10 protein-coding genes are annotated in these 13,065 nt (G+C 73.4%); 7 read left to right on the forward strand and 3 right to left on the reverse strand.

Features of this window, described 5'->3' with window-relative positions; genetic code table 11:
- Positions 1–338: 338 nt before the first annotated feature.
- Positions 339–1,826, forward strand: coding sequence for a hypothetical protein (locus WME82_RS11040; protein ID WP_438042794.1), 1,488 nt, complete (start codon positions 339–341; stop codon positions 1,824–1,826).
- 80 nt (positions 1,827–1,906) lie between these two features.
- On the opposite strand, the gene WME82_RS11045 is transcribed toward WME82_RS11040, so the two are convergent.
- Positions 1,907–2,449 carry a DinB family protein gene (locus WME82_RS11045; RefSeq protein WP_438042795.1) on the reverse strand — a complete coding sequence of 181 codons (543 nt, stop codon included), beginning with the start codon at positions 2,447–2,449 and terminating at the stop codon, positions 1,907–1,909.
- Positions 2,450–2,737: 288 nt separating this feature from the next.
- Here WME82_RS11045 and WME82_RS11050 point away from each other — a divergent pair, with 288 nt between their 5' ends.
- The 4 genes from WME82_RS11050 (at position 2,738) to aqpZ (ending at position 7,385) form a co-directional block, all read left to right on the forward strand.
- Positions 2,738–3,547: a class I SAM-dependent methyltransferase gene (locus WME82_RS11050; protein ID WP_438042796.1), complete on the forward strand. Its 810-nt coding sequence runs from the start codon at positions 2,738–2,740 to the stop codon at positions 3,545–3,547.
- On the forward strand, positions 3,541–5,760 hold the full coding sequence (locus WME82_RS11055) for a GNAT family N-acetyltransferase (protein ID WP_438042797.1): 2,220 nt from the start codon (positions 3,541–3,543) through the stop codon (positions 5,758–5,760). Before WME82_RS11050 ends, WME82_RS11055 begins: the two co-directional genes overlap by 7 nt.
- A gap of 143 nt (positions 5,761–5,903) precedes the next feature.
- Positions 5,904–6,293 carry a DUF4156 domain-containing protein gene (locus tag WME82_RS11060; protein ID WP_438042798.1) on the forward strand — a complete coding sequence of 130 codons (390 nt, stop codon included), beginning with the start codon at positions 5,904–5,906 and terminating at the stop codon, positions 6,291–6,293.
- Between the two features lie 360 nt (positions 6,294–6,653).
- Positions 6,654–7,385, forward strand: coding sequence for an aquaporin Z (gene aqpZ, locus WME82_RS11065; RefSeq protein WP_438042799.1), 732 nt, complete (start codon positions 6,654–6,656; stop codon positions 7,383–7,385).
- Between the two features lie 34 nt (positions 7,386–7,419).
- Here the strand turns inward: aqpZ and WME82_RS11070 are convergent, their stop codons facing one another.
- Positions 7,420–7,821, reverse strand: a complete 402-nt coding sequence (locus WME82_RS11070) for a hypothetical protein (RefSeq protein WP_438042800.1) — start codon at positions 7,819–7,821, stop codon at positions 7,420–7,422.
- A 227-nt stretch (positions 7,822–8,048) separates the two neighbouring features.
- Here WME82_RS11070 and WME82_RS11075 point away from each other — a divergent pair, with 227 nt between their 5' ends.
- The gene (locus WME82_RS11075; RefSeq protein WP_438042801.1) at positions 8,049–9,983 is read left to right on the forward strand and encodes a DUF6798 domain-containing protein; all 1,935 of its coding nucleotides are present in this window, start codon (positions 8,049–8,051) and stop codon (positions 9,981–9,983) included.
- A 47-nt stretch (positions 9,984–10,030) separates the two neighbouring features.
- Here the strand turns inward: WME82_RS11075 and WME82_RS11080 are convergent, their stop codons facing one another.
- Positions 10,031–10,828, reverse strand: a complete 798-nt coding sequence (locus tag WME82_RS11080) for a sulfite exporter TauE/SafE family protein (RefSeq protein WP_438042802.1) — start codon at positions 10,826–10,828, stop codon at positions 10,031–10,033.
- Positions 10,829–10,952: 124 nt separating this feature from the next.
- Here WME82_RS11080 and WME82_RS11085 point away from each other — a divergent pair, with 124 nt between their 5' ends.
- On the forward strand, positions 10,953–13,007 hold the full coding sequence (locus tag WME82_RS11085) for a hypothetical protein (RefSeq protein WP_438042803.1): 2,055 nt from the start codon (positions 10,953–10,955) through the stop codon (positions 13,005–13,007).
- The last annotated feature ends 58 nt before the right edge of the window (positions 13,008–13,065 follow it).

Raw genomic sequence — 13,065 nt, forward strand, 5'->3', positions numbered from 1 at the left:
TTTGCCCCGCCTGCGGCGAAATGCTGCCGGCCGGCGCAGGTCCTCGTCGGAGATCGCGTTCCCCTGGATCCGCTTGAACCTGAAGCAGACAGGCCGACAGACTGCCTGCTTGAATGCTGACAGACAGACTGCCTGGCTGACAGAAACAGACCGACACGCGACGCGCGGCGCTCTCATGGAGGCACACGTGTACGCAGTGAGGGCATCCCGGTGGCGCTCGCCACGGAACCAGGCGTCCCCAGTGTAGCTCGCGCTCGATGGAACCCACGTGCGCCGGGCCAACCCGGTTGGGCGGCCGAGAGATCGAGAGAGCGCGTGTCGACGCGGGGGAGCCGGTCGTGCTACCTAGAATCGAGCGCCGCGATGCGCGCGCTGCCGAGGCCGAGGACGTGACCGCCGCGCACCATCTGCTCCTCCGGGTCGCTGTGATCGTCGTCGCCACGGCGACCGCCGCGACGGCGGGCGCGCGCCCGCCGCGCCCCGCGCCGGCCGCCCCGCAGGCCCACCCGCCGCGCCCCGCGCCGGCGGCCTCGCCAGTGGGCCCGCCGCGCCGTGCGCCAGCCCCCTCGCCGGGGCGCCCGCCGCGCCCTTCGCCGGCCGCCCCGCAGGCGCCCCCGGCTTCGCCCGCCCCGCCGGCCCTGCCTTCCGCGGCTTCCCCCGAGCCCGCGGCCTGGCGCGCGCTCGTCGTGGGCGGCGGCCCGAGGCCGCCCATGAACCAGGTGGCCATCGAAGGCCACATCCGGTACTTCCAGTCGCTGCTCCCGGCCAGGGCGGAGCGGCGCGTCCTCTTCGCCGACGGGCGCCGGGGCACGCGCAGCGTGCAGTTCCTCGACGGCGACCAGACGCGCTACCGCGCGCCCAGGCTGCCGCGCATCGACGGGGCGACCACCCGGCCCGGGTTCGACGCGATCTGGCGCAGGTTCGTCCACGCGCGCCCCGCCGACCCGTTGCTGCTGTATTTCGCCGGCCATGGGAGCCCGGATCCAGGGCACGACCTCGACAACAACGTATTTGACCTCTGGGGCGGCGGAGCGCTGTCCGTGCGCGACCTCGCTGCCCGCATGAAGGAGCTGCCCGACGGCACTCCCGTCGTCCTCGTCATGGCCCAGTGCTACTCCGGCTCGTTCGCGAACCTCCTCTTCGAGGGCGGCAGGCCCGACGGCGAGCTGGTCGAGCGCGACATCGTCGGCTTCTTCGCGGCGACCCGGGACCGCCCCGCGTCGGGCTGCACGCCCGAGATCGACGAGGCCGATTACACCGATTTCAGCAGCTTCTTCTTCGCCGCCCTCTCGGGCGTCGATCGCCTCGGGAAGCGCGTCGACGGCGCCGATTACGACCGGAACCAGCTCGTGGGGATGAACGAGGCGTTCGCGTACGCCCTCCTTCACCAGGAGACGGGCGATGTGCCGGTCGCGACGTCCGATGTGTTCCTGCGCCGCTTCGTCAACAAGCCCGATCACGAGACCATGGCGACGCCCTATTCCAGGGTCCTCTCGTGGTCGACCCCGGCGGAGCGGGCCGCGCTCGAGGGGCTCTCGGACGCGCTGGGCCTCCACGGAGAGCACCGCCTCCGGGCCGCCTACGATCGCGAGTTCGGGCCCCGGGCGGGCAGGAGAGACGTCGAGGACGTGGACTCGGCCCACCGCCTGCGGTTCATCCGGCTCGCCAAGAGCGTCGTGCTCGCGCGGACGCTGCGGCAGAGCGGCAACCGCGCGAGGATCGAGCGCTTCGAGCGGCTGCGCGCCGCGGAGGCGCGCAATCCGCTCGTCGAGGTCAGGGCGGCGAGCCTGGCGCGACAGGACAGCCGGCGGCGCGCCGCCCGGTGATCCCGGGTTGGCCTCGCTCGCCCGCCCAAGGTGCTATCAGACCACCGGACAGCCGCGCTCGCCGCGGGGCGAGGCGCGCGTCATCGCCCGCGGCTCTCGTCCCGCAGCATCGCGATCAGATCGGTCGCGCCAGGGTCGATTCCCCTCTGTGTGAGCAGGGTGGTCACCTGACCGCGGTGATGGGTCTGATGATTGAAGAGGTGCCCCACGGACCACCAGAGCGGAGAGGTGTAGACCGTCCCGCTCCGCGTGTACGTCAGGTCGCCCGCGAGCGCCCGGTCATCGATCTCGTGCACCCAGGCGAGGATATCCGCGTCCGTCCTGGCGCGCTCGCGGGAGAGATCGCCGAAGTCCGCGTAGAGCTCCTGCGAGAGCGCGGTGAACTCGATGGCCTTCCCGCTCGGATCGCGGGAGGTGAACCGCTCCGCGTCGCCGGTGAAGCGCCCCATCCAGATGCGGTCGGCGAGCAGGATATGGTTCAACGTGCCGTGGATCGACCGGAAGAAGGCCCCGCGATCGCGCTTGCGCTCCGCGTCGTCGAGCTCGCCGACCAGCGCAAAGAGCTTGTCGTTCATCCACCGGTTGTAGCGAGCCAAGGCGCGGTACTGGTCGATCCAGCTCATGAGCGACTCCTCGTGGTTCGAGAGCTGGCGCGAACGCTACCACGCCCGCCCGCGACGGCGAAACCTGGCCAGCAACGCCGCTATCGCCCGCGGCGTCACGGCCGGCGCGCACCCCCGGGACCGCGCGCCTCGGACGCATCGCCGCCATCGCGCGCAGCCGTCGAGATCACGCTTGCTCGGTCCGTTATGACGGACTATTGTCCTCGATAACAGACGCGTGGCGCTCGGGGGGAGACCCTCCATTCGGACCCGTCTTTCGCCGATCTCCACCTCCTCTCCCAAGGAGCCATGATGGTCAGCCTTTCGCTCGATTCAGCTGTCCTGGCCGAGACGTATGATCGCGTCAGCGATCGGCAGTTCAACCACGGAAAGCTGCTCATCGAAGATCTCCAGATTTCCCCGGGCGAACGCGTCCTCGACGTCGGGTGTGGGACGGGCCGGCTCGGGGCTTACGTCGCGGATCTGGTCGGCCCCTCCGGCGCGGTGGCCGGCGTCGATCCGCTGCCGCTCCGGGTCGAGCTGGCGAACGAGAAGCGCCGGCCGAACTTCGGCGCCAGCGTCGGGCAGGCCGAGGATCTCTCGCAGTTCGCGGCCGGGAGCTTCGATGTCGTGTTCCTGAACAGCGTGCTCCACTGGCTGCCCGAGAAGCTCGGCCCGCTGCGCGAGGCGCGCCGGGTGCTCAAGCGGGGAGGGCGTCTCGGCATCAGCTCGGCTGCCAGGGAGCGCCCGCACGAGTTCGAGCAGGTGATCGAGGGTGTGCTGTCGTCTCTCGGCCTGACCGGCACCGCGGAGACGCTCGGCAGCACGACCTACAAGGTGACCTCCGACGAGCTGGCGAGCACCCTCCTGCTCGCCGGCTTCGAGGATCCGAGGCTCCAGATCCGCTCCTTCACGGACCATTTCGCGGACACGGACGACGTGATCGCGTTCTACCTGGCCAGCTCGTTCGGCAACTTCCTGTCCGACCTCGATCCGGCGGAGGCCGCGCGGGTCAAGGCGGCGCTCGCGGCCGAGCTCGAGCGCCGCCGCGCGCCGGAGGGGATCCGGCTGCAACGTCACCTGATCTTCGCCGTGGCGCGCGCGGGAGGGGCTTGGTAGGTCGATCCTCCGGCGAAGGCCAGGGCCTGCCGGATGTCCTCGTCGTCCTCACGCCTGACCCGGAGGGGGCTGGCAAGCTCGGCAACCGGCGGCCAGAGGCGACGGGCGGCCGGCTCGAGCTCTCCAGAGCCCTCTCCGAGGTAGCGCGCGCCGGTTGCGTGGCCGCGCCCCTCTGCGAGGATACGGCGCCGGCAGGGGCGGGGAGCCGGGTGAGCGCCCGCGCGCGCTCGACGACGACCGACGAGCGCCGAGGAGCGCTGAGCCCGCCGCTCGGAGGGCAGGTGAGCGAACGACTCGACGTAGAGGTGCTGAGCCGCCGCGAGGAGCTCGAGGCGCTGCGGGAGCCGTGGAGCGCGCTGTGGCAGCGCTGCCCGGCGGCGACGGCGTTCCAGCGGCCGGAGTGGCTGATCCCGTGGTGCCGCGCGCTCGGGCCCGAGGAGGTGCTCGCCCTGGTCTTCCGGTCGGACGAGGGGCTCGTCGGCCTCGCGCCCCTCGCGGTTCACCGCATCGGCGACGAGCGCGTCGTCGCGCTGCTCGGCGCCGGGATCACCGATTATAACGATGTCCTGGCCGCGTCCGGGTACGAGCGCGCGGTCGCGGACGCGGCGCTCGCTTGCCTCGAAGAGCGCGCCGACGCGTGGGACGTCGCCGATCTCCACGACCTGCGCGCGTCGTCGCCGCTGCTCCTTGCCGAGGCGCCCCCCGGCTGGTCGGACGAGGTCGAGAAGCACGAGGCATGTCCGGCGGTGACGATCCCCGAGGGCGCCGCGCCGGACGAGCTGTTTCCGCCGGGGATGCGCGCGCGCGTCGCCCGCGCGCGGAAGCGGCTCGCGCGGGCCGGGGACCTGCGCCTCGACGTGGCCGACGCGGCGAGCGTGGACGAGCTGCTCGACGCGCTGTTCGCGAACCACAACGCGCGCTGGCGCTCGCGCGGCGAGGGGGGCGTGCTCGACGAGGCGCTCCGGCCGTTCCACCGCGAGGCCGCGCGCGCGCTGTGCGCTCGGGGCGCGCTGCGGCTCTTCGGCCTGCGGCTCGACGGGCGGATCATCGCGTCGCTCTACGGGCTCGCCGAGCGCGGCGGGCTCGCGTCGTACATCACCGGCTTCGATCCGGAGCTCGCGTGGTACAGCCCGGGGCTCGTGATGCTCGCCAGCGCGATCGAGCACGCGGCGCGCGAGGGCGCGCGGACCGTGGACTTCCTCCGCGGCCGCGAGCCGTACAAGTACGACTGGGGCGCCGTCGACCGCTGGACGTTCCGCCGGCGGCTGCGGCGCCGGGGCGCGCGCGGGCCCGGGCAGGACGGCGGGCAGAGCGACGGTGAGGGCGCGGTGCAGGCCGTGATGTCCGGCGAGGCGTCGCCGGAGGTCGGCCTTGTGCGGCTGCTCGGCGCCACGGGGGACCTCGCGGCCGCCGCGCGCGCGATTGACGCCGCGCACGCCGCGCGGCCGGCGGCGGCGGAGGGGGAGCGGGCGGCGCGCCTCGAGGCGCTGCGCCGCTGCCTGGACGAGCGGCGCGCCGCGTGCGCGACCGTGGCGGCGATGCTGGGCGCGCACCGGGACGCGGGCCTCGCCGGGGCGGACGCGCGGGGGGCCTGTCGCTCCGCCGCGCGGCTGTTCGACGAGCTCTGCGAGCGCTCGGAGGAGGCGAGCGTCGCCGCGTACTCGCTCGGCGATCCGGAGATCCTCGAGCGCGCGACGCGGGAGGTGGTCGAGCTCCTCGAGCGGTGGGGCGCGATCGGGGAGGACCGCGCGATCCTGCAGATCGGCTGCGGGATCGGCCGCTTCGAGGCGGCGCTCGCGCCGAGGGTGCGCGAGGCGTGGGGGCTCGACGTCTCGCCGCGCATGATCGAGGCCGCGCGGCGCCGCTGCGCGGGGCGCTCGAACGTCGTGCTCGCGGCCTCGTCGGGCGTCGATCTGGGCGACGCGCCGTCGGCCCGCTTCGATCTCGTGTACGCGGTCGACTCGTTCCCGTACGTCGTCGCCGCGGGCGCGGAGGTCGTGGATCGGCTCGTCGCCGAGGCGCGCCGGGTGCTGCGGTCGGGCGGGGAGCTCGCCGTCCTGGGCTACTCGTACCGCGGCGACCCCGCGCGCGACGCGGCCGACGTCGCGCGGCTCGCCGCCCGCCACGGGTTCGACGTCCTCGCGAGCGGTGAGCGGGCGTTCTCGCTGTGGGACGCGCGGGCGTACCGGCTGCGAAGGATCGAGCACCGGTGAGGGGCGCTCGAACCGTGACTTCACGAGGGAGATCGACACCAGGCCGACCGAGGACGAGGCCTGTCGGAATCCTGCCGTCCCGGCGGTTCAGCGAGGAAGAAGCGCTCGCTTGCGCACGTAGCAATCGACACAAGGTGCTTGCCATGAAGACATCGATCCACGCTGCGTTCGCTCTCCTCCTGTGTTGCCTGACCCTGCCCGCGTGTGCCGCCGTCGAGCTCAACCCGGGCGCCGAGAAGGTCATCGTCACCAAGCAGTCGGCCCCGCAGGGGTGCCGGTTCCTGGGGACGGTGATCGGGGAGCAGGGCGGCTCCGTGTCTGGAGCGTTCACCAGCAATGCGAACCTGCAGGAGGGCGCCGTCAACGACATGAAGAACAAGGCCCATGGCCTGGGCGGCAACTACGTGGTCCTGGAGAACACGAATGCCGGGACCACCATCTCCGGCGACCGCGGCAACATCTCTGGCCAGCAGACCGACGTCACCCACATGGGCAACGCGTACAGCTGCCCGCCGCAGCTCGTCGGCCTGTAAAACGGCCCGAACACGCGAGGTCGCTGCGGCGATGGTCCGCAGCGCGAGGCTCCCGAAGGCGCCGCCGGCGGGAGCCTCGTGCTTCGTGGACAACGCGGCAACGCGGCTTGTCCGGGCGCCGCCGGGGAGGCGTGCTCGACCAGGCGAGCCGATATCGAAACGGTCCGACCGCAACGCGGTGGGCCGGGGCTCATCCAAATCGACGAAGGGCGTGTGGAGCGCGTCGTCTCGGCGGGGTGCCCGCCGGTCGACCGTGCGGCCTGCGCCAGCCGTCGGATGGCTCCACGGTCGGGCGCGGCCGCTGCCGCGCCTCGGTCCGCGCCGAGGGGGCCTGCCGCAGGGGGAGATGAAGAGATGGAGATGTCGTTGTCCAGGCGTACGGCCGCAGAGTTTCTCGGAACGTTCTGGCTCGTGCTCGGAGGCTGCGGGAGCGCCGTGCTCTCCGCGGCGTACCCCAGGCCGGGGATCGGCTTCCTGGGCGTGGCGCTCGCGTTCGGGCTCTCCGTCCTGACGATGGCCTACGCGGTGGGCCACATCTCGGGCGCGCACTTCAACCCTGCCGTGACGCTCGGCCTGATCGCCGGCGGGCGCTTTCCCGCGCGAGACCTCCTGCCGTACGTCCTCGCCCAGATCGCCGGCGCCATCGTCGCCGCCGGGATCCTCTATGCGATCGCCAGCGGCGCCGCCGGGTTCGCCGTGCACGCAGGCTTCGCGTCGAACGGATATGGCGGGCGCTCGCCCGGCGGGTACTCGCTCTTCGCGAGCCTCCTGACCGAGATCGTCCTCACGTTCGGCTTCGTGATGGTGGTCCTCGGCGCGACCGATCACGGCGCGCCGCGCGGGTTCGCGCCGATCGCCATCGGGCTCGCGCTCACGCTGGTCCACCTCATCGGGATCCCGGTCACGAACATGTCGGTGAACCCGGCGCGCTCCACCGGTCCTGCCCTGTTCGTCGGCGGAGGGGCGCTGTCTCAGCTCTGGCTCTTCTGGCTGGCTCCGCTCGCCGGCGGCGTGCTCGCCGGCGCCCTCTATCCGGTGCTGGTGGGCCCGAGGCCGGTCCGGGCCGTCGTCACGTCGCCGCCGGTAATCTGACGAGGCCGAGGAAGGAGGAGGCCGACGGCGGGGATCAGGCCGGCCCGGCGCCCGGCTTCCCGGCCTGCCGATCCCCGGCGGCGGCCAGCGCGTCCTTCGCCGAGATCCGCTCGATGAGCAGCGCCGCTCCGGCGCCCAGGAACGTCACCCCGATCTGCAGCACGTACAGCCAGAACACCGCGGCGGATCCGGGGCCGATCACGTCGCGCGGGGCGATGTACATCGACAGCCCGGCGTAGACCGAGATCTGGAACGCGCCGAAGAACCCGGGCGCGTTGGGCACGAGCACCCCGAGCGCGAGCACGCCGATCACCACGCACGCCTGGCCGAAGGTGAGCCCGGAGACGCCCGCGCCCCGGCACACCATCCAGATCCCGGCCGCATTGACGGCCCAGTACACCAGAAGATGCGCGCCTCGCTGGTGCGCACGCCCCACGACGACTCCACGCCCTCCTCGGCCTGCACGTCGAGGAAGACCGCGCCCGCACGCCCGAGAACGAGGGAATGGGGCAGGTGGGCGCCTCCACGGACCCGGAGGATCGGAATGAACGACGGCTCCGGAACAGCTCCGCGATCACGGCCGGAACTTGGTCGAACCCGCCGCGCGCTTTCAAGATTTCACGCACGCCATCTTGCCACCTATGCTAGGGCTCGCGCCCCGAGATGAGGACCAAGATCGGGACCGGGCCCGGGGCGCCCGAGGCCGAGGCCGACACGGACGCTGCCGCCGGCGCGGATGACGAGATCACCGCCGACGCAGACGGCGAGGAGAGCTCCGGCGCGGAGGGCGCAGACGGCGAGGAGTGCTCTCCGCGCGCCGCGCGGCCCGAGGCGGCCGGGCCGGCGCGGCCCTCGCCGCGGCAGAGGCTCGCGCCGCTCCTCCGCGAGCTGCCGGCCGCGCTCATCGCGCTCGTCGTCTCCATCTGCTTCGGGCTGAGCTACGGCGTCAATTACGGCGTCAGCAACCAGACGGCGTACATGCTGGGCGCGCTCCGGCTGCTCGATCCCAGCGTGCTCACGAAGGACTGGTACGCGACCGGCTCGGCCAACTACCACCCGGCGTTCTCCTACGTGGGCTGGCTGCTGCTCGCCATCGACCGCGGCGGCGCGGCGGTGGGCTGGGGCCTCGTGGTCACCGCGGCGCTCGGCGCCATGTGCGTGTACTGGCTCGCGGTCGAGCTGCTGAACGAGCGGCGCCTCGCGCTGGCCACCTTCCTGCTGGTGATGGCGATCGCCTTCGTCACCCGCACCGACAGCGTCGCGGTCAGCTACATCTTCGATTTCACCCTGCAGCCCTCCACCCTGGGCAGCCTCTTCCTGCTCGCGGCGCTGCCGCCCCTCGTGGCCGGCCGCTACCTGCTCTCGGGCGTGTTCCTCGGCCTGAGCGGCCTGTTCCACGCCAATTACCTCGTCCTCGGGATCGGCACCTTCGGCCTCACCCAGCTCCTGCTCGGCTGGAGGGACGGCTGGAAGGATCTGGCGCGGCGCATCGCCATGCAGGTCGGGCCGGCCATCGCGGTGTTCCTGCTCCTCTCCCCGCTCATCCTCCGCTCGGTGCGCTCGCCGGACGCGGCGTTCGCGCAGGAGATCCTCTTCAACATCCGCGCTCCGCACCATTACGCGCCCACGACCTACAAGGGCAGTTTCTTCCCGGTGGCGGCGTGGCAGATGCTCGGCCTCGGCGCCGGCGGGTGGCTCTTGCGCGGCCGGGAGGGGCGCGGGCGCCGCCTCGGCGCGGTGGTGCTCGCGTTGGCGATCCTCATCTGGACCGGGACGCTGCTCACCACCTGGGTGCAGATCCCGCGCGTCGCGCAGCTCTTCGTGTGGCGCTTCGCGCCGTTCCTCGACCTCCTCATGCAGCTGCTCGCCTGCGCGGCCTCGGCGAGCATCGCGGCCCGCCCCTCCCTCTTCCGGCGCATCCCGCCCGCGGGCCTCACGCTGACGCTGGGCGGCTTCGTCGCCCTGGCCATGCTCGACAAGGAGGGGGATCTGGGGCGGCCGCTCGTGCTGGCCCTCGCGCCCGGCGCCGCGGGCGCCCTCGTCGGCGCGGCGGCGCCGCTGCTCGCGCGCCGGCGCGTCCGTCTCGCCCCGGCGCGCGCATTTCTGTTGCGCTTCGGCGCCTATGTGGTCGTCGCCTACGCGGCGTTCGCCTGCCTCCGCGTCGGCGTGCCCAAGGTGAGGGGCTACCGGGAGCGGTCCAGCGTGATCAAGGGCATGCGCGGGCCCGAGGCCGATATGTACGCGTGGATCCGCGCCAACACCCCGAAGGACGCGGTGTTCCTCACGCCGCCGCAGCTGGAGCGCTTCCGGCTCCTCGGCGAGCGCGCCATCGTCGTCGACTGGAAGAGCAGCGCCTACGTGCCCAGCGAGCTGGTGGAATGGTACCGGCGGCTGGAGGACGTCTCCGGGCGCAAGGGCTTCCGGCGCTCGGACGACCTGTCCGACGGCTACGGGGCTCTCGACGCCGCCCGGCTCGACCCGCTGCAGAAGAAATACAAGCTCGATTACGTGGTGGTGGCCCGTGGCCGTCAGAGGGACCTGCCCGGCAAGGTCGTCTATCAGAATTCGCGCTTCGTGATCCTCGACCTGGCCGGCTGAGACGTGATCGGGACTCGAGGCTCGCCGCGGGTCGCGTAGCGCCCGGGCTACGCGCCGAGCCGGTCCCACGCGAGCTTGGCCGTGAGCGTGAGGCCGAGCGCGACAACGAACCACCGCACCTTCCTGGGCTCGATGCGGCGGGCGACCACGGCGCCGGCGAGCGAGCCGACCACCGCCGCCGCCATCATGATCGGCGTGGCGACCGCGTCGACCGCGCCCGCGAACAGGAACGCGAGCGCCGCCACGCCGTTGATCAGGCTCGCGAGCACCGTCTTGATCCCGTTCAGCCGGTGGATGTCCACGTCGCCCGCGAACGAGGAGAGCAGCGCGAGCATCATGATGCCGATGCCCGCGCCGAAGTAGCCGCCGTAGACGCTCACGAGGAACTGGAGCAGGAACACGAGCCACGGCCGGGAGGGCAGCGCGAAGCGCTCCGCGCCGGGATCCGCCGCCGAGGATGGCGCCGCGGAGGGCTTCGCCGGGCGCAGGTTCTGCCAGAGCAGGAGCAGCGTCGCGACGAGCACGAGCCCCGGCACCGCGGCGTCGAACACCCGCTGCGGCGTCACGAGCAGGAGCGCCGAGCCCACGACGCCGCCGAGCAGCGAGGGCAGGAACAGGACGCCGAGGACCCGGTAGTCCCGGGAGAGCTCGCGGCGATACGCCCACGCCGACGCGAGCGACGCCGGCGTGAGCGCCACGGCGTTCGTCGCGTTCGCCGCGAGCGGGGGCAGCCCCGCCGCGATCGCCGCGGGGAACGACACCAGCGTGCCGCCCCCGGCCACCGCGTTGATGGCGCCGGCCACGGCGGCGCCGCCGGCGAGGAGTGCCGCTCTGGTCAGATCCACGGCGCGAGATCGCCCGAGCCCCGCCGGCCTGTCAACCGCCGCGCTTGAGGGGGCGGGCGCGGCGCCCCTAGGATGGAATGGCGGCCGACCCTGGCGGTCGCTCCTCCTCGGAGAGCCGAGCGACATGCCGCGATCCTTCCCGCACCTCCCCGCCGCGCTGCTCTCCGCCATGGCGTGCGGCGCGCTCGCGAAAGCGGCCGCCAGCGAGGGGCAGCCCGAGCGCGCGCGCGTCTGGGTGGCCGACGACGGCACGCGCGTCCGCCGGGAGGATGTCGGCCTGCCGCTCTCGCGCGGCGAAGGAAACGCGGTCTTCCGGCCCGGCGAGCCGATCCGGCTCGGCGCGCTCCGCGCGGAGGTCGTCGCCTTCCAGGTCGTCGTCGAGGCCGGCGCCGAGCCCGTGCGCGGCGTCACGGTCGAGCTCTCCGCGCTCGGCCCCGCGGCCGGCCCGGGCGCTCCGGCCAAGGCGCACGAGCAGCCCGCGCAGGGGCAGGGAGCGGCGCCCGCGGGGACGATCTCGATCCGCCGCTTCGTCGAGCACTACGTCGAGATCACGCGGCGCTCGCGCAACGAGCAGCGCCCCCTGGAGTCGCTCGGGTGGAGCCCTGCGGCGCGGCCGCCCGACGACGTGCACCTCGGGTTCCTCCCCGACGCGCTCATCCCGGTCGAGCTCGCGCCCCCCTGGGCGCCGTACCCGCTCGAGGTAGGCGCTCGCGAGACCCGGGCGGTCTGGATCGATCTCCACGTCCCGGAGGGCGCCCTCCCCGGCGCTTACGAGGGGAGGGTGGTGGTCGGATCGGCGTCGCACGGCGAGCTCGCGTCGCTCGATCTGAAGCTCGACGTCGCCCCGCCGGCGCTGCCGTACGGCGCTGTCGACTTCATCGCGTTCTACGACGCCGATCACGTCGCCGAGCGGGTCGGCGACGGGCCCGCCGTCGAGCAGCAGCTCTGGCAGCTGCTCCACGAGCACCACGTCGACGGCTTCGCGTCGGTCCGGAGCCCCGCCGAGGTCGAGCGGCTGCGCGCGGCGATCGACGGCTCGCTCTTCACGGAGGCGCGCGGCTACCGGGGGCCGGGCGCGGGCGTGCCGCCCGGGGCGGTGGCGCTCGGCGCCTATGGCAGCTTCGGCGATCCCGGGGAAGCGACCCTCCACCGCGTCGAGGCGGTCGCGGACCTCCTCCCGCCGGCGGTGGACGACGTGATGCTCTATGCGATCGACGAGCAGTGCGAGAGCCCCCGCGGGCCCGGCTGGCGCCGGCTGATCCGCGGCTCGCGCCTGTCGTCGCGCGTCCTCGTGGGGCACTCGTGCGGCGAGGTCCCTCCGGTGGAGCAGGACGTCGACCTCGTGCTCACGCCGGCGAACCGCTTCGACTCCACGTGGGCGCGGGCCGCGCGCGAGGCGGGCCAGCGGCTCTGGGTGTACAACGGCGCGCTGCCGAGGACCGGCACGTTCATGATCGACGCGCCGCTCACCGGGCTCATGGCCGACGGCTGGATCGCGGCCTCCCACGAGGTGGACCGCTGGTTCCTGTGGGAGACGGCGTTCTGGCACGACGGCAACCGCGGCGGCAAAGGGCCCATCGACCCGTTCACGGTCGCCGAGAACTTCCACAACCGCGACGGCGACGCGTGCCTCGGCGACGGCATGCTGCTCTATCCCGGGACGCAGCGGGGCGCGTTCTCCTCCCGATCCGTCGGCTTTCCCGGCGTGTTCCCGTCGATGCGCCTGAAGAGCCTTCGCCGCGGGATCCAGGACGCCGGCTACATCGCGCTCGCGAGGTCGGCGTCGCCCGGCGCGGTGGACGCGATCGTCAAGGAGGTGATCCCGGCCGCGCTCGACGAGGCGCTCGACAGCGCGCCCGCGGCGTGGAGCCGCGACGGCGCCCCGTTCTTCAGGGCGCGCTCCGCGCTGCGCGCGCTCATCCCGGCGGGCGCCTCGCTCGACGCCGCCGGCGTCCGCCGCGCGCTCGCCGAGGCGGCTGCGGCCCGCCGCGCGCTCGTCCCGCTCCCCCGCGCGGGAGGCGGGGCGGACAGCGCGGGACAGACCAGCCCGTGGCCGTTCGGCCGCTGGAGCACGACGGCGCGGCTCATCGCCGCCGCCGGGCTGGGCGCCGCCGTGCTCGCGCTGGTCATCGGGCTCTACCGCCGGGGGAAGCCAGGGCGGGGGACCGAGGGGCGCTGACCGGCGTACGCCTCACTCGCCTGCCTGGCGGCTCAGCCCGCATCCCACGAAGCTGCAC

The sequence above is a fragment of the Sorangium sp. So ce128 genome, assembly GCF_051525245.1.
Classification (GTDB): Bacteria; Myxococcota_A; Polyangia; order Polyangiales; family Polyangiaceae; genus Sorangium; species Sorangium cellulosum_B.

Coding starts and splice junctions, on each gene's coding strand:
- WME82_RS11045 (WP_438042795.1), bottom strand. CDS start 2,449: ATGAGCTGGATCGACCAGTACCGCGCCTTGGCTCGCTACAACCGGTGG.
- WME82_RS11050 (WP_438042796.1), top strand. CDS start 2,738: ATGATGGTCAGCCTTTCGCTCGATTCAGCTGTCCTGGCCGAGACGTAT.
- WME82_RS11060 (WP_438042798.1), top strand. CDS start 5,904: ATGAAGACATCGATCCACGCTGCGTTCGCTCTCCTCCTGTGTTGCCTG.
- aqpZ (WP_438042799.1), top strand. CDS start 6,654: ATGTCGTTGTCCAGGCGTACGGCCGCAGAGTTTCTCGGAACGTTCTGG.
- WME82_RS11075 (WP_438042801.1), top strand. CDS start 8,049: ATGAGGACCAAGATCGGGACCGGGCCCGGGGCGCCCGAGGCCGAGGCC.
- WME82_RS11085 (WP_438042803.1), top strand. CDS start 10,953: ATGCCGCGATCCTTCCCGCACCTCCCCGCCGCGCTGCTCTCCGCCATG.